This window comes from Paenarthrobacter sp. NPDC091669 (assembly GCF_044756725.1).
Taxonomy (GTDB): Bacteria; Actinomycetota; Actinomycetes; order Actinomycetales; family Micrococcaceae; genus Arthrobacter; species Arthrobacter bambusae_C.
The window spans coordinates 38,052-61,654 of sequence record NZ_JBIVTK010000009.1 but is presented as its reverse complement, the minus strand read 5'-3'; the positions used below and the strand labels follow the sequence as shown (position 1 = coordinate 61,654).

General features: G+C 63.3%; 22 protein-coding genes. 16 read left to right on the top strand and 6 right to left on the bottom strand.

What is annotated here, in order from left to right:
• The first annotated feature begins 39 nt into the window (after window positions 1-39).
• From ACIQLI_RS15805 to ACIQLI_RS15780, 6 genes are all read left to right on the top strand, one after another.
• Window positions 40-3,123: a glycoside hydrolase domain-containing protein gene (locus ACIQLI_RS15805; protein WP_400390153.1), complete on the top strand. Its 3,084-nt coding sequence runs from the start codon at window positions 40-42 to the stop codon at window positions 3,121-3,123.
• A 1-nt stretch (window position 3,124) separates the two neighbouring features.
• Window positions 3,125-5,059 (top strand): DUF5107 domain-containing protein, encoded by a 1,935-nt coding sequence (locus ACIQLI_RS15800; RefSeq protein WP_400390151.1) that lies wholly within the window; start codon window positions 3,125-3,127, stop codon window positions 5,057-5,059.
• Between the two features lie 145 nt (window positions 5,060-5,204).
• Window positions 5,205-5,750 (top strand): DUF1349 domain-containing protein, encoded by a 546-nt coding sequence (locus tag ACIQLI_RS15795; protein ID WP_400390149.1) that lies wholly within the window; start codon window positions 5,205-5,207, stop codon window positions 5,748-5,750.
• A 73-nt stretch (window positions 5,751-5,823) separates the two neighbouring features.
• A complete protein-coding gene (locus ACIQLI_RS15790; RefSeq protein ID WP_400390147.1) occupies window positions 5,824-8,058 on the top strand; it encodes an McrB family protein in 2,235 nt (744 codons plus the stop codon).
• A gap of 91 nt (window positions 8,059-8,149) precedes the next feature.
• On the top strand, window positions 8,150-9,358 hold the full coding sequence (locus ACIQLI_RS15785) for a restriction endonuclease (protein WP_400390349.1): 1,209 nt from the start codon (window positions 8,150-8,152) through the stop codon (window positions 9,356-9,358).
• A 45-nt stretch (window positions 9,359-9,403) separates the two neighbouring features.
• Window positions 9,404-9,643: a PLDc N-terminal domain-containing protein gene (locus ACIQLI_RS15780; RefSeq protein WP_354230884.1), complete on the top strand. Its 240-nt coding sequence runs from the start codon at window positions 9,404-9,406 to the stop codon at window positions 9,641-9,643.
• A gap of 6 nt (window positions 9,644-9,649) precedes the next feature.
• Here ACIQLI_RS15780 and ACIQLI_RS15775 read toward each other — a convergent pair whose 3' ends face one another.
• A complete protein-coding gene (locus ACIQLI_RS15775) occupies window positions 9,650-11,320 on the bottom strand; it encodes a sensor histidine kinase (RefSeq protein WP_400390145.1) in 1,671 nt (556 codons plus the stop codon).
• Window positions 11,321-11,419: 99 nt separating this feature from the next.
• On the opposite strand from ACIQLI_RS15775, the gene ACIQLI_RS15770 reads away from it, so the two are divergent.
• Window positions 11,420-12,160 carry a response regulator transcription factor gene (locus ACIQLI_RS15770; RefSeq protein ID WP_354230880.1) on the top strand — a complete coding sequence of 247 codons (741 nt, stop codon included), beginning with the start codon at window positions 11,420-11,422 and terminating at the stop codon, window positions 12,158-12,160.
• A 79-nt stretch (window positions 12,161-12,239) separates the two neighbouring features.
• On the opposite strand, the gene ACIQLI_RS15765 is transcribed toward ACIQLI_RS15770, so the two are convergent.
• A complete protein-coding gene (locus ACIQLI_RS15765) occupies window positions 12,240-12,620 on the bottom strand; it encodes an Hpt domain-containing protein (protein WP_354230878.1) in 381 nt (126 codons plus the stop codon).
• A gap of 203 nt (window positions 12,621-12,823) precedes the next feature.
• Here ACIQLI_RS15765 and ACIQLI_RS15760 point away from each other — a divergent pair, with 203 nt between their 5' ends.
• Complete coding sequence (locus ACIQLI_RS15760) at window positions 12,824-12,997, top strand: hypothetical protein (protein WP_400390142.1); 174 nt, start codon at window positions 12,824-12,826, stop codon at window positions 12,995-12,997.
• On the opposite strand, the gene ACIQLI_RS15755 is transcribed toward ACIQLI_RS15760, so the two are convergent.
• Both ACIQLI_RS15755 and bioB read right to left on the bottom strand, forming a co-directional pair.
• Window positions 12,963-13,445 (bottom strand): very short patch repair endonuclease, encoded by a 483-nt coding sequence (locus ACIQLI_RS15755; RefSeq protein WP_400390140.1) that lies wholly within the window; start codon window positions 13,443-13,445, stop codon window positions 12,963-12,965. The genes ACIQLI_RS15760 and ACIQLI_RS15755 overlap by 35 nt on opposite strands.
• Before the next feature lie 236 nt (window positions 13,446-13,681).
• Entirely contained in the window at window positions 13,682-14,716 is a 1,035-nt protein-coding gene (bioB, locus tag ACIQLI_RS15750; RefSeq protein WP_400390138.1) for a biotin synthase BioB, read from the bottom strand.
• Between the two features lie 194 nt (window positions 14,717-14,910).
• Between bioB and ACIQLI_RS15745 the strand changes: the two genes are divergently transcribed.
• Window positions 14,911-16,659, top strand: coding sequence for a purine-cytosine permease family protein (locus ACIQLI_RS15745; protein ID WP_400390136.1), 1,749 nt, complete (start codon window positions 14,911-14,913; stop codon window positions 16,657-16,659).
• A gap of 155 nt (window positions 16,660-16,814) precedes the next feature.
• Here the strand turns inward: ACIQLI_RS15745 and ACIQLI_RS15740 are convergent, their stop codons facing one another.
• A complete protein-coding gene (locus ACIQLI_RS15740) occupies window positions 16,815-17,000 on the bottom strand; it encodes a CsbD family protein (protein WP_026005342.1) in 186 nt (61 codons plus the stop codon).
• A gap of 107 nt (window positions 17,001-17,107) precedes the next feature.
• Here ACIQLI_RS15740 and ACIQLI_RS15735 point away from each other — a divergent pair, with 107 nt between their 5' ends.
• Window positions 17,108-18,094, top strand: a complete 987-nt coding sequence (locus ACIQLI_RS15735) for an SDR family oxidoreductase (RefSeq protein ID WP_400390134.1) — start codon at window positions 17,108-17,110, stop codon at window positions 18,092-18,094.
• A 19-nt stretch (window positions 18,095-18,113) separates the two neighbouring features.
• Here the strand turns inward: ACIQLI_RS15735 and ACIQLI_RS15730 are convergent, their stop codons facing one another.
• Window positions 18,114-19,289: a zinc-dependent alcohol dehydrogenase gene (locus ACIQLI_RS15730; RefSeq protein ID WP_354230864.1), complete on the bottom strand. Its 1,176-nt coding sequence runs from the start codon at window positions 19,287-19,289 to the stop codon at window positions 18,114-18,116.
• A 129-nt stretch (window positions 19,290-19,418) separates the two neighbouring features.
• Here ACIQLI_RS15730 and ACIQLI_RS15725 point away from each other — a divergent pair, with 129 nt between their 5' ends.
• The 6 genes from ACIQLI_RS15725 (at window position 19,419) to ACIQLI_RS15700 (ending at window position 23,420) form a co-directional block, all read left to right on the top strand.
• Window positions 19,419-19,622 (top strand): hypothetical protein, encoded by a 204-nt coding sequence (locus ACIQLI_RS15725; protein ID WP_354230862.1) that lies wholly within the window; start codon window positions 19,419-19,421, stop codon window positions 19,620-19,622.
• A 91-nt stretch (window positions 19,623-19,713) separates the two neighbouring features.
• The gene (locus ACIQLI_RS15720; RefSeq protein ID WP_354231167.1) at window positions 19,714-20,136 is read left to right on the top strand and encodes a hypothetical protein; all 423 of its coding nucleotides are present in this window, start codon (window positions 19,714-19,716) and stop codon (window positions 20,134-20,136) included.
• A 110-nt stretch (window positions 20,137-20,246) separates the two neighbouring features.
• Complete coding sequence (locus tag ACIQLI_RS15715; protein WP_354230860.1) at window positions 20,247-20,756, top strand: hypothetical protein; 510 nt, start codon at window positions 20,247-20,249, stop codon at window positions 20,754-20,756.
• A 60-nt stretch (window positions 20,757-20,816) separates the two neighbouring features.
• Window positions 20,817-21,407, top strand: a complete 591-nt coding sequence (locus tag ACIQLI_RS15710; protein ID WP_400390131.1) for an SIS domain-containing protein — start codon at window positions 20,817-20,819, stop codon at window positions 21,405-21,407.
• Window positions 21,408-21,508: 101 nt separating this feature from the next.
• Window positions 21,509-22,579: an alkene reductase gene (locus ACIQLI_RS15705; RefSeq protein ID WP_400390130.1), complete on the top strand. Its 1,071-nt coding sequence runs from the start codon at window positions 21,509-21,511 to the stop codon at window positions 22,577-22,579.
• Window positions 22,580-22,721: 142 nt separating this feature from the next.
• Window positions 22,722-23,420, top strand: a complete 699-nt coding sequence (locus ACIQLI_RS15700; protein ID WP_400390129.1) for a GntR family transcriptional regulator — start codon at window positions 22,722-22,724, stop codon at window positions 23,418-23,420.
• Window positions 23,421-23,603: the final 183 nt, after the last annotated feature.

Sequence of the window (23,603 nt, the reverse complement as noted above, 5' to 3'; positions counted from 1 at the left end):
GGTGAAAAGCCCCGGAAGCTACCTTCAGGAGTCCCAGCGATGCCGCTGCCCACGCCGGTTTCACCGGCCGTCACCTCCCCGCCCGCCATCACCCCCAACATCACGACACCAGGCCATCCGGAAGTTGATTGTGGCGTCGGAAACTGGGACAAGCTGCTCTACGGAAACCACCGATTCGTCGTGGAAGTTGTGGAATTCGTGGAAGTGGTGGGCCACGCCTACAGGGTGGTCCTCCCGTGGCGTCGGCAGGACCACGACCCGGCGTCGGTGGACGTCATCGTCGTCTCGGAAAAGACCGGTAGCAGGGTCCGGAACGTGATCGTGGAAGCGGCCACCCGGGAGTCCGGAAGCCTCGTTTTCGAAGCAATCGACGGCCACGGGATCTACTTCGTCTATTACTTGCCCTACGCCCTGCTGGGAAAGCCGCACTATCCCCAAGCGGAGTACCTCCCGCATCGGCCGTCAGCAGAGCCTGGGTGGGCCGCCGGCGTCGTACGTTCAGCGTGGTGGCAGGCGGCGGAGGCCGAACGTCCGGACAATGAGCTGCCCCAGGCAACAGTCCTCCGCTATGAAGCCGCCAGCGAGCGCGACTCGTTCGCTCCGATGAACTTCACGGCACGGATGGACGAGGTGCAGGAGCTCAACACCAGGCATGCGGGCGAGGCTTTCCTGCTCTTCCCCGAGGACCGACTGAACCCCGTCTCCATGCAAGGGGATCCGCCGGCTCATTGGGTCATCAACGGACCGCAGCGGAGCTTCCGCGCGAGGGCGGAACCGGGGGAGGACTACGTGGTCCAGGTGGGCCTCTACGCGCTGGAGGATCTGCACGGCGTGACAGTGGACGTGACCTCGCCGGCCGGCGGACATTGCATCAACACCGATGGCGTAGACCGTCTTGGGAAGCCGTGGCACACCCATCTGGCTGTTCCGGCCGGGCGGGTGCGGGCCCTGTACGTGATTCTGCCGGTCCCCCGGGAATCAGCCGGAACCACTGTGGAGGCGGTACTCAGGGTCACTGCCGCTGGGCAGGCGGCCAAAGAGCTTGAGGTCAGGCTGGACGTGGCCGCCGAAAGCGACGTGGCCGCCGAAAGCGACGCGGACCCGGCGATTGCCGCGGGCGGCTTCGGCGAACCCCGTTACCTGCGCCGCTTGGCGTGGCTGGATTCGCGGGTGGCCCAGGACGCCGAACTCGTCAGCCCTTTCACAGCCATCGCCTTGGACCAATCCAGCAGGACGTTGGGGATTCTGGGCAGGTCCCTGCGGCTGGCGGAGTCGGGACTGCCTGCGCAGGTGACGTCCACCTTCACCGCGGCCGTGACCGCAACGGACGGTCCCGCCGTCGAGCTTTTCAGCGGCCCGGTGCGTCTGGACATCGACGGCATCCAATGGAGCTGTTCGCCGCTTACTTTCACGGTGGAAGGGCCGGCCCGGATCTCGTGGCGGTCCACATGGACGGGCGGGAAGAACGCGGACTCAACGCTGAGGCTGGAGCTGCACGGCGTGCTCGACGCCGACGGAACGGCAGCGTACTCGCTGCAGCTCAGTTCCGGGGAAAGTGTGGACGTGAACGACGTCGGCCTGCAGCTTGAGTTTCGCGAGGCTGCGGTTCCGCTGGCGATGGGCCTGGGAGTTCCCGGTGGGCGGCGTCCGGAGTCCTTGGATTGGACGTGGGACGTGGCGGCGAAAAACCAGGATGCGCTGTGGCTTGGGAGCGTCAACGTGGGGATGCAGGTAGCGCTGAGGGATGGCAGCTACCAGCGGCCTCTGAACACCAACTTTTACCGGGAAAAGCCGTTGGTGGAACCGGTGTCCTGGGCCAACCGCCAGGAAGCCGGCGGTGAAAGCGCAGTCCGCGGTGGCGTCACCCTCCGGACCGGCGAAGGCAGAGTGACGCTGAACGCCTTCAGCGGCGCCCGGACGCTCGCGGCGAACGAGCCTCTGGACTTCAACTTTCGCCTGCTCCTGACACCGTTCAAACCACTCCAACCCGGCCGCCACTTGGCTAAGCGCTACTTCCACCAGCCGGCTGACCCTGCGGACATCTCCGCGGCTGGAGCCACGGTGGTCAACGTCCACCACGCCACTGCACCGGCTCCCTATATCAACGACCCCCTGCTGACCGGAGACCCGTTGCGGAAGTACATCGGCGAATGCCACCGGCACGGACTGAAAGCCAAGGTGTACAACACGGTCCGCGAGCTCACGTTCCACAGCCCGGAGTTACTGCCGTTGCTGCAACTGGACCACGAGATCTTCAGCGACGGCCCGGGCAAGGGGCACATCTGGCTTCAGGAGCATGCCGGGAGCGGCTACGTGTCAGCCTGGTTCGCGCCCAACGTTGAGGACATCGCAGTGGTGACCACGGGGGAGTCCCGGTGGGAGAACTTTTACGTGAGGAGCTTGCAGGAGCTGGCCAGTGGCGAGGAGGGGATCGACGGCATCTATCTTGACGACATTGCCTATGACCGCCACGCGATGCTTCGGGTCCGCAAGGTCCTGGAGAGAGCCTGCCGGGCCAGGGGCGTGGAGGGTCCGGAAATAGACCTTCACTCGGCCAACCAGTTCACGGCGCACGACGGCTACGCGTCCTCTGCCAATCTGTACATGGAACAGCTGCCCTATGTGGACAGGCTCTGGCTGGGGGAGTATTTCGACTACGACACCACCGATCCGGAGTATTGGCTGGTGGAGCTGTCCGGCATTCCGTTCGGGCTCATGGGCGAGATGCTGGAAGGCGGCGGCAATCCGTGGCGGGGAATGGTGTTCGGCATGACCGGCCGGGCACCTGCCGTCGACAACCGGCCGCTCTGGGAGTTCTGGGCCGAAACAGGGCTGGAGCACGCGCACATGCAGGGGTTCTGGGACCCGAAGTCACCCGTGCGGTCCAGCCATCCCGACGTCAGGGCCACCACCTGGCTCACGGAACGCGGAATGGTGGTGGCGCTGGCTTCCTGGGCCGGGCACACTGAGCACGTGAGGTTGATCTTCGGCGACGTCGCTGCCGCCACCAGCCGCATGAACGCCCCGGCAATCCCCGGTTTCCAAACCGCCGCGAGCTACGCGCCCGGCGATCCCATCACCCTTGATCCGCAGCGCGGCCTCCTCCTCACGATCGGATACTGACGTGGCCACCACCACCAACTCCAACCTCACCGTCACCACCATTTCCCTGACCATGGCCGAGCTCGGTCCGCTCAACCCGTTGCCCGTGATCGCCGCCGAACTCGACCAGCCCTACACAGTGGGCGAAGGCGTGTCGGAGGAGCTCCAGGCGTCGGCCCGCTACGGTGTGGTGCCCAACATTTACCCCTATCTCATGCAGGACGGGTACAGCCGCGAGGCGGCACCCCGGGAGGTTCCCGCCGTCGTGCTGGAAAACAGCAAACTGAAGGTGACGGTCCTCCCATCACTGGGCGGCCGCATTTGGGAACTCTTCGACAAAGCCACCGGCAAGCAGCTCCTCCACACCCACGACGCCCCGCAGCTGGCCAACATCGCGCTGCGCAAGGCGTGGTTCGCGGGCGGGCTGGAATGGAACATCGGCACCCGCGGCCATTCGCCCACCAGCTGCGATCCGCTGCACACGGCGATCGTGCACACCCCGGACGGGAAGCACATCCTGCGCATGTGGGAGTTCGAACGGCTGCGGGAAGTGGTGTTCCAAGTGGACCTTTGGTTGCCGGAAGACTCAGCCGTACTGTTCGCCGCCGTCCGGCTGCGGAACCCCAATGGACATGACGTCCCCATGTATTGGTGGAGCAACGCCGCCATCCCGGAAACGGACCGCACCCGTGTCATCGCTCCGGCCGACGAAGCCTACGGCAGCGACTACACCACGGACATCACCCGCGTCCGGCCCACCAGCCACGAAGGCTATGACGGCACATGGCTGGTCAACAGTCCGCACGCGGCTGACTTCTTCTTCGACATCGACCCCTCCGAGCGGCGTTGGGTTGTGGCCGCAGACGACGACGGCGATGGCCTGGCGATGCTGTCCACGGGACTCCTCCGGGGAAAGAAGCTGTTTGTATGGGGCCAAGGCCCCGGCGGGAAACGGTGGCAGGAATGGTTGAGCCCTGGAGCCGGGCCCTATGCCGAGATCCAGGCGGGTTTGGCGCAGACGCAGTTTGAACACCTGGTGATGCCAGCCGGCGAGCAGTGGGCGTGGGTAGAGGCGTACGGGAACGGGCATCTGGATCCGGACACATCGCATGGCACCGACTGGGACTCTGCCGTGGCCCATGCCGGTGAGCGAGTGGAACAGCTCCTGCCGCACGAAGAACTCGAAGCGATGCTTCCCACGGCCATCGCCGACGCCGACGTCCCGCCGTCGACAATGCTGCTGCACGGGAGCGGCTGGGGCGTGGTGGAGCGTGCGCGCCGCCTGAGGACAGGCAGGGCATGGATCGATGAGGGCGGAACCCCGTTCGTGGACGAGAGCGTCACAGCAGAGCAGGAGCCCTGGCTTGGGCTGCTGCAAGGAAAAGCGTTCGACGGCGCGCCCGGCTTCGTCGGCGGCGCGGACTGGGAGGAGTTGCTGGCACGGCAGGACAGCCCTGGCGCGAAGCTGCATCTCGCCACCATGAGGCACGCCAGGCAGGACCTGGAGGGCGCCAAGCTTGCCTACAGCGGGGTGCTGGCCACGGACGCCAGGCCGGGGACAAAGGCGCTCGCACATCGCGGCCTGGGGCTGGCCCTGCTGGCGGGCGGTCAGGACGCCGCAGGACTTGCTGAGCTTCGGAAGGGCGTTGACAGCGACCCTTCCAACGCAGCCTTGCTCACCGAGGCCGTTACGCTCAGCATCCGGCACGGTGACCCGGCAATGGCGCTGGAACTGAGTGCATCGGTGCCCAAGGAGGGGCCCGGCGTCGGCCGCTTGCGGTTCCTGAGGGCCTTGGCGCTCGCACGAACCGGAAGCTCCGGGGAGGCTGCAGCGATCCTGCGCGAGGGCGTCGAAATTCCGGACCTCCGTGAAGGTGAAGAAGCGCTTGCGGCGCTGTGGCAGGAAGTCTGTCCGGGAGAGACGGTGCCGGCAGCGTACCAATTCGGAATGCACTGAACCCTGCCCCGGTGTGGCCTCCCGCACATCCGGGTCAATGTCTGAAAGCGTGTTCTGGACGAATCAGCGACGACGAACGGAGCACGGATTGATCCCCGAAATACCAGGACTGCCGCCGATGGAGTGGACCTCTTCACCTGGACACGTGAGCTACGACGAGGCAGAGGGGGCACTGTCGCTCACGGCAGCTCCCGGCGTCGATTGGACCAACGATTCCCTGGGCGGGGAGCCGCAGCACGGCTCCACAGCGCTGGGCTTCAGGGCGCCGGCGGCCTTCTCGCTCTCGGCCCGGGTTCTGGTGGCTTCGCCCAGGACAACGTTCGACGCCGGAGTGTTGACGTTGTGGGCGGACAGCGACCACTGGGCCAAGCTCTGCTTCGAGTACTCTCCGCAAGGGGAGGCCATGGTGGTCAGCGTGGTCACCAACGGGTATTCCGACGATTCGAACGGCCCCGTCGTCACGGCGCCATGGGTCTATTTGCGGGTCAGCAGGGTCGGTCCGGCGTGGGCGTTCCACTCATCAGCGGACGGCCGGGAGTGGTCCTTTGTCCGCCTGTTCAGGTTGGATTCGGAGAAACCCGTGCACGTCGGTTTCATGTCCCAGGCGCCCATGGGAGAGAGCTCCGAGGCGCGTTTTGACGCCATCGAATTGACGGAAGAACCTCCCGCAGACTTGCGCGACGGAAGTTAGCGCCGGTCAAACGGGTAAGGCGGCTGCCTGTGGATATCCAGATGCTTAGGTAAGCCAAACAAGGTAAGTTGGCATGGTGATTTCCTCCGTAAAACCTGCCATTGACCGCGCCCCCGGAGTCTCCAAGGAGATCGAGGACGCGGCCTGGTATGTGCTCGGTCCGGCGCTGCAAGGGAGACCTTCGGCGCTGGACGGACGGACACTGACATGGACCGCGGATGCCGCCGGTGAGCTGTTGGAACGGCTTGAACGCGGGGTGGAAGATTCCAAAGCTCCCATGATGACCAACCTTCGGCAGAACCTGGAAGGCGCGTCGCGTGAGGCCAAGTTGCTGGCCGTGGAGTTGCTGTTCCTGCAGTCGCTTCCGCTCGCGCACGAGGTCAAGTCCCTCAGGGTGAAGCGTGCCCGGGTTGCCGAGGCCGCGTCCTGGGTTGAGCCGCCCATCGAGCTGCCGGAAGAACTCTACGAGGGCATGACGGACCATGGAGTGATCCGTGACCGTACGGCCGAGTTCAACTGGACCATCTGGGACCACCTGAAGTGGTTGTGCCGTTTCGCAGCGCACGTGGACAGCCAAAGCACGGCCACCATCAAACAGGCCCTTGAGGACCCGCTGAAGTTCCACGAACTCGCGGTCGCTACCCCCGAGGACCAACCTGCCCTGCGCCGCAGCATCGAGTACCTGGTGTGGCCCAGCTATTTTGAGCCAGTGGTGGCGGATGTGGAGCGTCAGGAGATCCGGGACGCTTTTGCTTCGCTCGTGGGTGGCGCCAAGGGTGATTCGGACGAGGACATCACGGCAGACATCCACCGCATCCGCCTGCACCTGGACGAGCAAGCCGGGCAGCGCATCGACTGGTACGCCCGCCAACTGGTGAGCCAATGGCGCAAGGTGGGAGATCCAGGTCGTCGCTCCTGGCTTTTGCGCACCCATCACGACAATGCGGACCTCCTGGCTGCCTGGGTAGCCGAAGAGAAAGCTACCTTGGACGTGGAACATCTGCGTTCCCTGACCGCTGGTGTTACTGCGGGCGTGGTCCAGCATGCCGTGGACGAGGACTACAAACACCTTGGCTATGTGGAACGCGAGGATACCAAGACCGCCGTCTTCGCCTTCCTGACGGTGATGAAGCCGGGCGATCTCACGCTCTACCAGCACGCGGGCCGGGTCCGTGTTGGTGTTGTCCTGGGCGAGCCCGAACACCATGAGGACAACCGCCGCATCCGCCGCAAGGTCCGCTGGTTCGATGACAGTTATGCCATCCCCGAACTTCCCCGGCATGCCCAGCGCCAGTTGTCTACCCCTGGGATCCTGGTGGACGTCACCAGGGTCATTCAGGCACTGCAGGAACTGCTCCCGGTAGAAGCCGAAACCGACGGCGAGGACGAAGCCCCGCCCACCGCCGTCGTCGAGGTTGTCCAGCAAGGCTTCCGGCCCCTGACCGAAGAGTTCGCAGCGTCCCTGCATATGGACCTCGAACCTCTCGAAGAGATCGCGGAGCTGCTCGAAGAGAACCGGCAACTGGTTCTCTATGGTCCTCCGGGAACCGGGAAGACGTACCTCGCCAAACACCTCGCCGCCGAGCTCGCAGGCGATCACACCGATGAACGGGTGAAGCTGGTCCAGTTCCACCCGTCGTACGCCTACGAGGATTTCTTTGAGGGCTACCGCCCGGACAAGACCGACGACGGCCAGGTTTCGTTCAAGCTCGTAGCGGGACCCCTGCGCCGGCTCGCGGAGGAAGCCGCCAAGCCGGAAAATGCGCACAAACCGTACTTCCTCATCATCGATGAAATGAACCGTGCCAATCTGGCCAAGGTCTTCGGTGAGCTGTACTTCCTGCTGGAGTACCGGGACGACCGCATCTACCTGCAATACAGCCCCAACGAGCCGTTCAGCTTGCCTGACAACCTCTACATCATCGGCACCATGAACACGGCTGACCGTTCCATCGCCATGATGGACGCGGCCATTCGGCGCCGTTTTGCGTTCATCGAGCTCCACCCCAAGGAGGAACCGATCCGCGGCACGTTGCGCCGGTTCCTTGCAGCGCGGGGGCTGGACACGCTCAACGCGGACCTGCTGGATGCGCTCAACGACGCGATTGACGATTGGGACCGGGACCTGATGATCGGGCCGTCGTACTTCATGAAGAACGCTGCCCAGAATCCCACGGGCTTGCGCCGGATCTGGAAGTACGAGCTCATGCCCCTGTTGGAAGAGCACTACCACGGGCAACTGAACCGGGCACAGCTGGAGGAGCGCTTCGGCCTGGACCAGCTGCTGGGGCGTCTTGCAGCCCGCTAAGGCCATCCCGCCGCGGCCGGGCCGGGCACCTGCCAGTGCGGGCCGGGCACCTGCCAGCGCCAGCCGGGTCACGGGCCCCCGGCACATCGTCATGGACGAGCTCTCCGGCGGCGTGGTGGACAAGCTCGACCCCCAGTCCGCAGCGTTCATCAATACCAGCGGCCTGGCGAAGGCCTCGCCGATGGGCCTGGGCCTGTACCGGATTGAGCCGGTGGGCAAGGTGGGCTCGGTCCGCACTGCCGCGGTGCAGTTGGAAGTACGGCCCAAGGATCGCCTTGGCCTGAGCCGGTTGCTGTTCCTGCTCAGCTACGCCGGCGAACAGGGCTTCCGGGACCATTCAGTGGAGGCTGTGGAGCACCCGGATTTGTGGAGTGCCCTGGCGGAGTCCCTGGCGCAGTTGGCGGACAGGGCCCTCAGCCGCGGCGTCCTGCAGGGCTACCTGACAGTGGAGGAATCGCTGCGGACCGTGAAAGGCCGGATCCGGATCTCTGACCAGATCTCCCGCCGGCCCGGAATGATGGTGCCGCTGGAAGTCTCCTACGACGAATTTACCGAGGACATCGCTGAGAACCGCATCCTCAGGGCCGCTTTGGAACGGATGGGCAAGGTCCCCGGTGTCCGGCCTGACGTCCTGAGCCGCTTGCGGCAGCTCAAGGGAAAGCTCGACGCCGTGACGCGGCTTCAGTCCGGGGCGCCGCTGCCGCTGTGGCGGGCCAGCCGGATGAATCTCCGGTACCACCCGGTGCTCAGACTCTCGGAAGTGATCCTGCGCAATGCCTCCGCTGAAGCCGGCGAGGGCAAACAGCACACAGCGTCTTTCGTGGTGGACATGGCACAGGTGTTCGAGGAATTCGTGGGAACCGCCCTGCGTGGGGCCATGAGTGCCCATCCGGGGGAGATGCGTCTGCACTACGGAGCCCTCTTGAACGAGGCCGTATATGACTCGGACCGCCTCACCGTGCGCCCGGATGCTGTCCATTTCCTGGGCGGCCGCCCCGTGGTGGTCTATGACTCCAAGTACAAAGCAGCGTCCGACGCCGGGGCCTCGCTCAGTGCCGACCATTACCAGTTGCTGGCGTACTGCACGGCGCTCCGGGTTCCTACCGCGTGGTTGGTTTATGCCGGCCGCGGGGACGTGAAACTGCGGCGCATCCTGAACACCGACATCGACATAGTGGAGTATCCGCTGGACTTGTCGCTGCCGCCGTCCGAAATTCTGGCAGCGGTGGCCGACCTCGCTGAACAGTCCTGGGGCGAAGTAGTACGCCAGGCTGTGGCGGGCCGATCGGCGTCGGACTAGCCTGAGAGGTAACCCGTACGCAAAGAACGGCGATAAGGAGGCATCATGGCCGGCAAGAAATCCTGGCGTGACATGAGCAAGGGCCAACGCATCTCGGTTCTGGCAAGCGGAGCCCTGAATCTGGCTTTGCTGGTGGCCGCGCAGCGCAGCATCGCCAAGACCCCGGATTCGGATATCAGAGGCAAGAAGGGCGTCTGGCGCGCGGTGTCGTTCATCAACTTCTTCGGCCCGGTCAGCTACTTCCTGTTCGGCCGTCGCCGTGATGCAGCGGGGTTGAAGAAATAAAAAGGCTCAGGCGGGCACTTTCACCGTAAACGTGGTGCCGCGGCCTGGTTCGCTCTCCAGCGTGATGGTGCCCCCGTGGGCTTCGACGATTGCCTTGCTGATGGGCAGCCCCAGCCCGACACCCGGTATGGCGCTCTTGCGAACCCCTCCGGCCCGGAAGAACTTGGTGAAGGCTTCCGCCTGCTCCTCTTCGTTCATGCCCATGCCCGTGTCAGTGACGCGGCAGAACACAAAGTCATTGTCCTCCCACGCGGCCACTTCCACGTCGCCGCCGTCGGGTGAGTACTTGATCGCATTGGAAACAAGGTTGTCCAATACCTGCGCAATGCGTGAGGAATCGACGTGGGCTTCCAACGCCTCGGGAAGGTCCACCGAGAGGCGGATGCCTGCTTTGGCTGCCCGGGGCTCCGCGGAACTCACGCTGCCCCGGACCAGTTCCGCCACGTCAACGGCGTGTGGCTGGATGACGATCTGGCCTGAGCGTACGGCCAGGAGGTCGGAAACCAGGGTGAGGAGTCGCTCGGCGTTGCGCCTGACGATGTCGAGTTGTTTGCGGGACCGCGCGTCGAGGGCGTCAGGATCGTCCAGGATCAACTCAACGTAGCCCAGGATGGACGTCAACGGGGTCCTGAACTCGTGGGAGACGTTGGAAACAAAGTCGTCCTTGGCCGCCAAGGCGTTCACCAGGTCCGTGACGTCGCTGAAAACCACCACCGATCCCGTGAACTTACCAGCGTCGTCCACCATAGGCCGGGCACTGGCGGTGAAGGCACGTTGACCCTCTCCGGCGCCGAGCCACACCAACTGGTCGGTGAACCGTTCGCCCAGGACGGCGCGTCGCACGGGTCGGCGGTCCGCGTCCAGCGGCGTGGTCCTGTCGACGTCGAAGATCAGCAACTGGGACTCGTTGGGATCGTCGATATCGGGAGGAGTGGCCAGCACGTGGGTTTGGCGTTGGCGTCGGTTCATGAGGATGTCATGCCCCTCGCCGTCTACCGCTACTACCCCCAGCGGCAGTGCTTCCATCACGGTGTTCAGGAGCCGTTCCTGCTTGGTGCTGACCTCCAGGGCTTCTTTGAGGGCCTCGTCCTTTTCCTCCATGGCACGCTGCTGGCGCACCATGCTCAAGGTCAGGACGCTGACGGACACACCAATTCCAAGGATCAGGATGGGGAAGAGCAACGGCTTGGTGAGGGCCTGTTCAGTTAAGTCACCCCTGACGAACAAGGGAACCCACACGATGGCCAAGGGCCCGAGGAATGACAGGACTATGGCCAGTTTTGGGTAGAGGCCCGATGCGCAGAGCCAAATGACGGGCAGCACCACCAGAACGCTGAGGCCAGTGAGTGCTTCTTGTCCACCTTCCCGTCCGAAAGCGATGGAGACCATGTCCAGGACAGGGATGACAAGGAAGCTGGGGAAGGGCAACCGGTGCCACGGCACAATAACGCATACGGCAAGGAGGAATGCCTGGCTCAGCAGGAATATCAGGAAGTATGGATTTTCCAGCGTTGCCGGGAAAAACAGCCAGACCAGAATGGCCGAAAGACAAACACATACTGACAACGGCAGTTGGCTGAGGACAACCCGCATCCGCAGGGTATGTTCGTGGAACGAGCGCTGAAAAACCAAGAGTTTCTTCTTTTCACCGATATCCCACGTCGAAGGGTGGGTCATGGCACATCCACCACGGATGCAGAAGAAAGTCGGTTCATAAGATCAGCCTAACCATAATGGATATACTTCTGAGGTTATCGAAGGGGCTGAGGGGCAGCGATGAGTGAAGTACGTGTGGGGCTGGTCATTGAAGATGACCAGGATATTCGCGAGCTGGTAAGGGTAGTCCTATCCCAGGCGGGGTTCGATGTTCACACTGCATCCACCGGTTCCGCGGGTGTGACGTCGGCGCGTGAACTGAATCCGGACGTCATTACGTTGGATCTCGGCCTTCCGGATATCGACGGCTTTGAGGTTGCCCGCCAGATCCGCAAATCCTCCGATGCCTACATCATCATGCTGACCGCCCGCGCCGAGGAACTCGATACCCTCATGGGCCTGGAGGCCGGTGGCGACGATTACCTCACCAAGCCGTTCCGTCCCCGCGAACTGCGCGCCCGTGTTGAGGCCATGATGCGAAGGCCCCGCGCGTCGTCGGACTCCAAGAACGTTGCTGAAGAAGTGGACCCCGAGATGAGCCACAACGGACTGGCCGTCTCTGCAGGTTCCCGCACCGCCGTCCTGAACGGTACGGAGCTGAAGCTCACCCGCACCGAATTCGACCTCCTGCTCGCGCTGCTGGAGACCGGACGGATCGTCCGGACCAAGGCAGACCTGGCGCGTCGCCTCCGTAACGAACCCTACGACGTCGGAAGTTACGTCAGCGACGCCGACGAACGGGCCGTTGAGGTACATATGGGCAACCTGCGCAAGAAACTCGGCGACAGCATCCAGGCGCCCCGCTGGCTCGAAACGGTCCGCGGCGTCGGTTACCGCCTCGCGCCTGCGTCAAGCAACTAGGGTGACACTCACCAGCTGAACCACGAGCCGCGGCCCGGCCGCGATCACCGGGTGGTCGCGGGTGGGTCCTCGAACGTGGTCACAGGAGTGGTGTTTCCAGCTCGCTGATGGTCCCGCCCACAAAGCGGTCGATTTCGCTGACCTGCGCAGAAAGCTCGTCCAGATGGTCCGCATTGGGCAGCAGCCTGATGCTGATTTCCAGCTCGGTGGCCAAGCGGTTCATGCAGATGGCACCCACCATGTGGCTGGAAGTCTTCAGGCTGAGGACCGCATCCATGGCATCTTCCATGTCCAGGTGTTCCAACGCCCTATGGAGCCGCGAAACCCGCCAAGGGAGCAAGGCAACATAGTTGCGGACGAAGGCGCTGATGATGGCGTGGTCTCCGCCAAGTTCCGCCTGGAGCTCGGTGAGGACGGTCCGGTCCACCAGGGAGTCAGTGCACTCGTCGTACTCGGACACCAGACTCCTCCCGCCTCCAAACAATAGATTCACGATTCAACAGTAGGACCCGTGGAACGGTGGAAGCGCCGGAAAACGAAAGCTTGATCCAATCTTGAGCGGACTCAGAGGGAGTCTTGATAGCCGGCCCCCAGAGTAGGACAGCAGAGGCAAGATCGCGGATCTGGGGGATTCCAGGCTTGAATCAAAGAACGGGAAAAAGCATGAACAGCAGTGCTCGTCCATCACCTGGCTTGATGGTCATCATCGTCCTGTGCATGACCGTCCTTCTGGGCATCGGCGGGACCGCAGCCTACGCATTGTGGGAACAAGGCACCCGCACCACTGCCACCGACCAGACCGTCAGCTCTGCCCCGTCCGTCTCTTCCGCCCCGTAGCTGGAGGCGCGTACAGACCGCCCTCCAGAAACTGTGTGAGCCTGTCTTCGAGAACTGACTGGTCCTTTAGTTCGCACTCCCACACCGTCAACACGTCCCAGCCGCCGGCGGCCAGTTGCTCCCGTTGCCGGGCGTCGCGCTCGCGGGTCCGGGTCCGCTTGGTCTCCCAGAACTCCGCGTTGGCCGCAGGCGCATGCTGCCCCACTCGGCACGTATGGAAATGCCAGAAACAGCCGTTGACGAAGATGACTTTGCGCCGGCCCGCGAACACCAGGTCTGGTCGGCCAGGCAGCTTTGCCGTTCCGGCCTGTCCGTGCAGCCGGTACCGATAGCCTTTCGCATACAGCAATTTGCGGACCAGCAGCTCAGGCTTGGTGTTCTTGCCGCGGATTTTGGACATGTTGCGGCTGCGCTGCTCCGGCGTCAGAAGGTCCCGGCTCTCGCCCATGTCCCCAGCCTACCCAGGAACCCATGACGCCAGCCTTCCGTGCCTGGAACACTCTGCAGTCCACCCCAACGGGGTCACCTGGACCTTCATGCGTCGGCGGCATTGCGGACAAAAGCGCGGTGGCTCCATCACCAGGCGCTGTTGGCAGTCATGGTGGGCGGCCGACGTCGGGCTGTCACCGGTACCGTCGCCGGCACCGCCGCAGTGACCGCAGTACTGCTGGCTGAATGCGGCGGTCACAGCGACTTCTGGAATTCCTTGATGGGCATGTTGAGCTCTACCAACAGGTTCAGGTCGGCGTTGGCGGGGCGGCCCAGGGTGGTCAGGTAGTTGCCCACGATGACCGCGTTGATTCCGCCGAGCAGGCCTTCGCGGGTGCCGAGGTCGCCGAGGGTCAGTTCGCGGCCGCCTGCATAACGGAGCACGGTGCGGGGCATGGCCAGCCGGAACGCTGCGATGGCGCGGAGGGCGTCCTTGCCGTCCATGATGCATTGGTTTTCCAGGGGCGTTCCCGGGCGTGGGTTCAGGAAGTTGAGCGGGACCTCATGCGGTTCAAGAGCGGCGAGTTGGGCTGCGAGTTCAGCACGCTGTGCCACTGACTCGCCCATGCCGATCAACGCGCCGCAGCACAATTCCATGCCGGCTGCCTTAACCATGGCGCAGGTTTCCAGCCGTTCCTCGTAACTGTGGGTGGTGACGACCTCGGGGAAGTAGCTGCGCGCGGTTTCCAGGTTGTGGTTGTAGCGGTGGACTCCCCACTCGGCCAACTGGTCCACTTGGCGCTGCGTGAGCATGCCCAGGGAACAGGCGATGTTGATGTCCACGGCTTCATTGATGCGGTCGATCGCGAATTTGATCTGGTTCATGAGCTTGATGTCAGGCCCGCGGACGGCTGCGACGATGCAGAATTCCGTGGCCCCCGTGGCGGCGGTTTCCTTGGCGGCCTTGACCAGCTCCGGGATGTCCAGCCAGACTCCGCGGACGGGGGAGTCGAACAGGCCGGACTGGCTGCAGAAATGACAGTCCTCGGGGCAGCCGCCGGTCTTGATGGAGATGATGCCCTCCACTTCCACGTCCTCGCCGCAATGTTTGAGGCGGACCTCGTGGGCGAGTTGCAGGGCTGCGGGGATGGCGTCGTCCGGTAGCTCCAGGATCTCGATGAGCTGGGCCTCGCCCAGTCCCTCGCCACGTTCGAGAACCTGCTCGCGGGCAGCATCCAGGATGGTACGGGAGCGTATGTCAGGGGCTTCTTGAATTGCTTCGCTGGTCATGTCCTTGACGGTATCCGCGCTGGTGAAGGGCTATTTTGTGGGGTGCGCACAAACCGTGGTGCTGGTTTTTGGCGCTGACTGCGCGGGGCGGCTGATGCAGAAGTTACAGCTGTGAAACATGGACGTGACTGAATTGACGCGCTGCGTGACTAGCGTCGGGGACGAGGCAAAGTCCACGACGAAAGCGACCACGAATGAGCGACGATAAGACCAGTACCGCCACACTGGAGCCGACGACGGCGGCAGGTACCGCCGTCGGAATCGGCGTCACCGGTGCATCTGCGGCGGGCAACGGAACTGCGACGGCGGGCAACGCCGATGCCATGAGCGCGGCAAAGGAGAGCCTGGAGGATTACACGCTCCGGTTCGCCCCGCGTTCCTACCGGAAGTGGAGTGCGGGGGTGGTGGCCACCAGTGCGTTGGGCGGCATCGCGTACCTGGCCGACTTCTCCATTGGCGCGAACATCGGCATCGCCTACGGAACGGTGAATGCCATCTTCGGCATCATCGTGGCCGCCGTAATCATCTTCGCCACGGGGTTCCCGCTGGCCTACTACGCAGCCCGGTACAACATCGATTTGGACTTGATCACCCGAGGTTCGGGCTTTGGCTATTACGGCTCGGTGGTCACCAACATCATCTTCGCCACGTTCACGTTCATTTTCTTCGCCCTCGAGGGCTCCATCATGGCCCAAGGACTGCAGTTGGGTCTCGGCATCCCACAATGGATCGGCTACGCGGTGTCCACCATCATCATCATTCCGTTGGTGATCTATGGGATGAAGACCCTCGCCACGTTGCAGGTGTGGACCACTCCGCTGTGGCTGCTGCTCATGGTGGTTCCCGTGGGCTATCTGCTCCTGTCCCACCCCGAAAGCATCGACGCCTTTTTCGCTTTCACGGGCGCTTCCGGCGACGGCGGACCCAACCTGGCTTCTGTGATGCTGGCTGCCGGTGTCTGCCTGTCCCTGATGGCGCAGATCGCTGAGCAGATCGACTACCTTCGGTTCATGCCGCCTAAGACCGCCGAAAACAAGGGTGCCTGGTGGCGCGCAGTGATCCTCGCCGGACCGGGTTGGGTCATCTTCGGAGCCATCAAGCAGATCATCGGCCTGTTCATTGCCATCTACCTCATCGCCAAGCTCGACCCCGCAGCAGCATCTTCCGCGAATGAACCGGTCCACCAGTTCCTGGGCGTCTACGAAGAAATGATGCCGGCATGGCTCGCCATGACCCTGGCCGTGGTCCTGGTGGTTATTTCCCAGATCAAGATCAACGTCACCAACGCCTACTCCGGTTCGCTCGCCTGGACCAACTCCTTCACCCGCATCACCAAGACCTACCCGGGCCGCATGGTGTTCGTGGTGGTCAACCTGGTCATCGCGTTGATCCTGATGGAGTCGAACATGTTCGAGTTCCTCAACACCATCCTGGGCTTCTACGCCAACTGCGCCATGGCCTGGGTGGTCACGGTGGCCTCCGACATCGCCATCAACAAGTACCTGCTGAAGATCTCGCCCAAAGTTCCGGAGTTCCGCCGCGGGATGCTTTACGCCGTGAACCCGGTGGGCTTCGTGTCCATGCTGGTCTCCGCAGGGGTGTCCATCGCGGTGTTCTTTGGAGCCTTCGGCCCAGCCGTCCAGCCATTCTCGCCCATCTTCGCAGTGGGCCTGGCGTTGGTGCTGCCGCCGGTCTTGGCCCTGGCCACCAAGGGACGCTACTACCTTCGACGCACCGACGACGGCATTGACCTGCCCATGTCCGACGCCGATGGCAACCCCAGCGATGCCAAACTGCTTTGCCACGTCACCGGCCTGGAGTTTGAACGCCCGGACATGCTCCGGTCCGGTCAGGACGCGCCCGACGGCGAACCCCAGTACATCTCGTCCCTAGCCCTGTCCACGGATAAGTCGGGCGGGTTGGTGCTCCCGGCCCAAAAGTAGGTTCCTTACCCAACTGAGTCGCAGTTAAGCGCGTTTTGAGAGCTCATAACGCGCTTAACTGCGACTTACTTGGGTCATGCGAACGCCCCGGCTTTCCCTGAAGGGAGCCGGGGCGTTCTGCTGTGTGTTTTCGGTTTTGCGCGATGCCGCGCGGCTTACTTGTCGAAGGCGTCCTTCGCGGTGTCCTTGACGTTCTCGCCGGCCTGCTTGGTCTTGGCAGCCGCTTGGTCAGCGACACCCTCAGCCTGCAGTTTCTCGTTATTGGTGGCGTCGCCCAAGGCTTCCTTCGCCTTGCCGGTGACTTCCTGTGCCTTGTTGCTGATCTTGTCTCCGAGTCCCATAGGACCTCCTTCGATGTAATCCAACGCTGACAATCGCTAGGCTATCGAGCCTTTCTGAGTGCTTCCTGAACGGATTCCACGGTCATCAGGATGCTTACACTGAGGTCATGGCTGAGGAGATCCTGAACGAACAGACCGAGCAAACGGACCTGGACGAGGACATCGCCATGGCCCTGGTTAACAATGCTGTCTCCGAATCCTACGATCCGGAGGGCGAAGCATCGGATCCCCGCACCAAATACCCGTCGGAAGAGTTCGAGCCACAAACTCAGGATTATCCGGGCTGGACCGACGCCTTGAACCCGCGTCCCGATCACGGCGAGCAAAGCTACGTAGGGCACAGCCGGATGCTGGGCCGCCGGGCCCTGATTACGGGCGGCGACAGCGGGATCGGTAAAGCCGTGGCGATTGCTTTTGCCCGTGAAGGTGCGGACGTCGCTTTCACCTACCTGCCGGAAGAAGAGCAGGACGCGGAGCATACGGTGAAGCTGATCCAAGACGCCGGCAGCAAGGCGCTGGCGCTACCGGGTGACTTGCGGGACGAAGAGTTCTGCCTGGAAGTCATTGCCCAAACCGTCGCCGAATTCGGTGGGCTCAACGTGCTGGTGAACAACGCCGGGTTCCAGATGACCACGAGCCGGGGGATCGAAGACCTCAGCACCGAACAGTTCGATCAAACCTTCAGAACCAATGTCTACGCGCTGTTCTGGCTCACCAAAGCGGCCCTGCCGCATTTGAAGCCCGGCGCCGCAATCATCAACACCTCGTCCGTCCAGGGATACCATCCAAGCCCATCACTGATCGATTACGCAGCTACGAAAGCAGCCGTCAACAGCATGACTTTCTCCTTGGCGGAATCGCTGGGCCCCAAGGGTGTCAGGGTCAACGCCGTAGCCCCGGGTCCTGTATGGACCCCGCTGCAGCCGCCCACGCAGCCCGCGGAAAAGATCCAAGTGTTCGGCCAGGACACCCCGCTGGGCCGTGCGGGGCAGCCTGCCGAACTGGCCTCAACATATGTGTTGTTGGCCAGCGAGGACTCCAGCTATATCTCCGGATCGGTCATCGGCGTCACCGGCGGCAAGCACCTCGCCTAGTTGTGCTGCCTGAGCGTCATCATGGCTTGAGGACCACCTTGATGCACCCGTCCTGCTTCTTCTGGAACTTCTCGTAGAGGGCCGGTGCTTCATCGAGCGAGCCGGTGTGGGTGACCAGATGCATGACTCCCAGCGGATCGGCGTCGTCCTCCACCAAGGGGAGCAAGTCATCAGTCCAGCTGCGCACATTGCATTGGCCCATGCGGAGTTGGATCTGCTTGTCGAACATGGTCATCAGGGGCATGGGGTCGGCCTGCCCACCGTAGACCCCGCTGAGCGAGATCGTCCCGCCACGACGCACCAGATCCACGGCTGTGTGCAGTGCAGCGAGCCGATCGACGCTCATGGTCTCCATGGCAATCTGCGCCGGCTTGTCCGGCAACAGGGAAACGGCCTTGTGAAGGAAGGACGCCACAGGGGATCCATGGGCCTCCATGCCGACGGCATCCACCACGGAATCCGGGCCGCGACCCAGTGTTTGTTCGCGGATCCGGCCGGCCACGTCTGAACTGTAATCCATGGTTTCAATGCCGTGGGCCTCCGCCATCGCGCGGCGTTCAGGAACCGGGTCAACACCGATCACCCGGAAGCCCTTGTAGGCACCGATCCTCGCAGCAAACTGGCCCACGGGACCCAGTCCGAGCACCGCGAGGGTGCCACCTTCCGGAACGTTCGCGTAGTCCACTGCCTGCCAGGCCGTGGGAAGAATGTCCGAGAGGAAGAGGTAGCGCTCATCCGGGGCACCCGATTCCACTTTGATGGGGCCGTAGTCGGCAAAGGGAACGCGGAGGAACTGGGCCTGGCCACCGGGAACGGAACCGTAGAGCTCTGAGTAGCCGAAGAGGGCCGCCCCGGATCCTTTTTCCTTGACCTGGGTGGTCTCGCACTGCGACTGCAAGCCTTGGTTGCACATGTAACAGCGGCCGCAGGAGATGTTGAAGGGCACCACAACACGGTCGCCCTTTTTGAGCCGGTGAACACCCGGGCCCACTTCTTCCACGATGCCCATTGGCTCGTGGCCAATGACATCGCCCTTGTGCATGTAGGGTCCCAGGACTTCATACAGGTGAAGGTCCGAGCCGCAAATGGCTGTGGACGTGATGCGGACAATCGCATCTGTTGGTTCCTGGATGGTGGGATCGGGGACGTCTTCGACGCTGAGTGAGCGCCGGCCTTGCCATGTCACTGCTTTCACAATTGCTCTCCCTGCTTTCGGCTGGGTGGTCCCGCCCTGCTGGAGACCCTTCCAGCGAATCAGAGATGGAACCGGCGCACAAGACTTGGCAGCCTCGACACCGCTCTGGGGCAGGCTTAGATTGTGGCTATGAGCGAAGAACCGATCGAAGCTGAAGCGACGCCTTCGGATGCCTCGTCGCCTGAAGGACCAGCCGCCGTCGAGCACGCCAAAACCGGCGCCGGTACCGGCGACTTCACCACTGAGGTGGACCCCACGTTTGTTCCGGACGAAAGCGGCGAAACTCCGGAGGAAAAGCGGGCCAGGGAAGATCCCGAAGCGACAGGCAGCTAAAATTAGTAAGGAATCTGACCAGTGGTGTTAACATGGTGGGCAAGGGAGAGTTTCGGGCAGAGTTGACCGAGGAGTGTCTGCGTTGTCATCGATGAAAAACCCTCTGGTTCCAGGTGACGCGACCCGTCCCCATGCCGAACCCCTCCAGTGCCGTCAATGCCGGTCCGCCGATCATGTGGACCTGGAAACCATCGAATCCATTGAGCCGCATGCAGGCGACTTGATGGTCCGGGTCGCTTATAGATGCCGGGCCTGTGAAGTCTCGTACGCCCACTACGCTGCGTTCCATGACGTAGCCGCGGTCCTCAACCGCAATGGGCCGGCGTCAGGACTGCTGCAATTTGGCGGACAGTACTTCCACTGCGGTGTACCGATGCAGTTCATTAAATCCTCAGCCCGCAGCGTTTATGCCCCCATGTCCACGGAAGTCGTTGAGGACGGCCTCCTTGATGTGTACCTGAAAACGCGCGTGATCCAGTGCCGGTGCGGCTTCCGGATGGAGCTGCCGGGATGAGGGGCGGGCATAGTTTGGGGGTGCCGTGAACTGGGTACGTCCCAAGCAGCAACCATAGCGTGGGCCACGAGCGGCGCCCATAGAAGCCGCTCACCAGGGAGGTAATCCGCATGGATACAGGACAGCTGGTTCTCATCATCGTGTTGGCCGTAGTCGTCATCGCCGCTGTGATCGTCGCGGTCGTGATCGGGCGTAGGAAGAAGGCGGAGGTCAACCGCCACCGGGCAGCGGAACTGCGCGAGAAGGCCGCCGAAGAAGCCATCGGAGCCCACCAAGCCAAGGCCGAATCGGCCCAGGCGGAGGCCAATGCGCTGCAGGCCGAGGTCGAAGCCAACCGGCTCCGCCAGGAAGCGGAACGCCACGCGGAGAAGGCCAACGAGGCCCATGGGCGGGTAGAGGAACACCTGCGGCACGCAGACAAGCTGGACCCCAACGCCGGGCAGGATCGCTCGACTGACGCCGATCGCTCCAATGCTTCGGATCGCTCCAATGACTCGGATCGCCGGGCCGACGAAGGACGCCCGGCCGCAGGTGAAGGCGAACGCCTGACTCGGGACCGGAGTGGCCGCGACGGCTCCACGCGCGATGGCACTCCACGCGAAGGTGACAGGAACTTGTAGTTTCACGGGAGAAACGGGAGGCAGGAAGTGAGCATTGTGGTGAGGCGAACAGGCGAGACTGTGCGGTCGACTGAGTCGAAGGCGACGCGGCATGCGGTTGATGTGGTTCTGGGGCACTTGGGCGAGATCGGACCGGCCGTTGCTGCCCTACGCCGCGAATCGTCCAGACTGGCCGAATGGGGGGAACAACTGGCGCTTGTCAGGCTGCGCGGTGGAACGGTCTTCGCCGCAGGCAGCGACGGGTCCTCACACGAGGCCCAGAGGTTCACCTCGGAACTGGCGGCCCACGACCCCGGGGACGGCTCCGGTTTCAGGGCGATCTACGTCCCCAAGGGCGCCAGCGGCTCCAATGGGACTACCCCAAGCATCAGCGCCCAACTCTCGGAGCAAGTGCGGCGTGGAGACATCGTGGTGCTGCTCGCTGCCAAGGGAATCACCGACGAGCTCCGCGACGCTGCTGCCGCCGCGAAATCAGGTGGTGCGCTTGTGTGGGCCCTGACGGGCAAGGAGTCCAAGGAGCTCGCGCAGTCGGTCAATGAAGCAATATGCATCAATACAGATCCGCCACACGCCGAGGAAGCGCACCTGGTGGCGGTGTTGGCCCTCTGCGAATGCTTTGAGGACGCCCTGAAGCACGTCAAGCCGGAGTGACCCCTCACGGGGAGACCTGTGATCTGTGCCTCTTTCGGAATAGTTGCAGACGCCTTGCAGTTGCCCAGAATGAACCTGTTTCATTCTGAAAGGAACTGCGCATGCTGTTTTCCCCTCTGGCCCTCGGCGAGCTTGAACTTTCCAACCGACTGGTGATGGCGCCTCTGACGCGCCTTCGTGCGGGCCAGAACGGCGTGCCGGGTCCGTTGATCGCCGAGCACTACCGGCAGCGCGCTTCCCTGGGACTGATCGTCAGTGAGGGAACCTATCCGGTTCCGGCCGGCCAGTCCTACCCGGGACAGCCAGGGCTCGTCACTGAGGAGCAGATCGCCGGCTGGAAGACAGTCACCGACGCAGTTCATGCTGAGGGTGGCCGCATCTTCGCGCAGGTCATGCATGGAGGCCGCGTTTCCCACGCCGACATCACCGGTGGCCACGAGATCGTCGGCCCCAGCGCTGTTGCCATCGAGGGTGATGTCCGGACCCCCAACGGCAAGCAGCCGTACCCGGTACCGCGTGAACTCCGCACCGACGAGCTTCCGGGCGTCATTCAGGAGATCGTCACCGCCTCGAAGAACGCCATCGAGGCAGGGTTCGACGGCGTTGAGCTCCACTCCGCCAACGGTTACCTGCTGCACGAATTCCTGGCCCCCAACTCCAACGTCCGCACCGACAGCTACGGTGGCTCCCCGGAGAACCGGGCGCGTTTCGTGATCGAGACTGTCAACGCCGTGGTGGAGGCTCTCGGTGCCAATCGTGTGGGCATCCGCATTTCCCCCGAGCACAACGTGCAGGGCATCGCCGAGACCGATGCGGCCGACGTCCGGGCAACCTACGAGGTGCTGGTGGACACCATCGCCCCGCTCAACCTTGCTTACCTGAGCATCCTGCACCACGACCCCAAGAGCGCTTTGGTTCAGGACCTTCGCGAGCGCTTCAACGGAACGTTCCTGGTGAACACCGGCTTCAGCGAAATCACGACCCGCGACGAAGCTTTCGCGATCATCGAAGATGGCCTCGCGGACGCTGTGGTGGTGGGCCGTCCCGCCATTGCCAACCCGGACCTCGCCCGGCGCTGGCGCGAAAGCCTGCCTCTCAACGAGCCGGATGCTTCCACGTTCTACGCCGACGGCGCCGAGGGCTACACGGACTACCCCTTCTACGCCAACTAAGCAGCTCAGGCACTAACAGCGCAAGCACCCCAGCAAGACCACGACGTCGGCACTCACGTGAGTGCCGACGTCGTGGTTTTAACGGGCATGTGACAGGACCACGTGCCCGGTCCTGTGCGCGCCTTCCTATAGGATTTGTGGCATGTCTGATCCTTCCCCGGCCGGTGCCCGCGCCGGCTTTCCCGTCAGCCGCCAAGTGCTGGCCGACCACGTCTACGAAGCCCTCCTCGAGTGGCTCATGGACGGCCGTTTGGAACCCGGGGCGGCAGTGAGCATCGACGGAATGGCTCGTGAACTGGACGTCTCGCCGACTCCGGTGCGGGAAGCCCTTGCCCGGTTGGAGCACACTGGCATGGTCCGGCGGGTGGCGCTGAAAGGCTACAGGGTTGCCCCCGTATTTACCCGCGAAGACTTCGCGGAACTGATGGAAGCCAGGCTTTCCATTGAACCCGTCAATGCAAAACTTGCGTGTTCCCGCATGACGCCGGAGGGATTGGATGCCCTGAAGCAGGCCGTGGAGGATCTGAAGACGGCGCCCAGGGGCGGTACTTTCGCCGAGTACCGCAGCTACCTCGAGGCCGACGAACGTTTTCACCAGCTCATCGCGGCGCAGGCAAACAACCAGTTCCTGCTCGCGGCCTACAACACCCTGGGCGGCCAGATCCAGCGGTTCCGGCTATTCGGGGGAGTGGGCATCACCGACGCCGAGCAAGCCATCGCCGAACACCAGGCTGTACTCGACGCCATGACCAGCGGCGATCCGGACAAGGCCGCGGAAATGATGATCGACCACGTCGAAAAGGTTCGTGGCCGGGCCATGGCTGACGCGCCGGAGGAGTAGGCCCCCGCCTTCCCCCGTCCGGGCTGCGCACCCGTTTCCGCGTGCGCACCCGTTTGGCGTTGGTGGCGCACCCTTTTGCGCCGAATGCGCCAGAGGTTACGGGTGCATTCGGCGGGTATCGGTGCGTCGGCTGAGATGCGCTGGGAGCAGGCGTTGGTTCGTCGCCGGAGTGCTTGGAGCTAG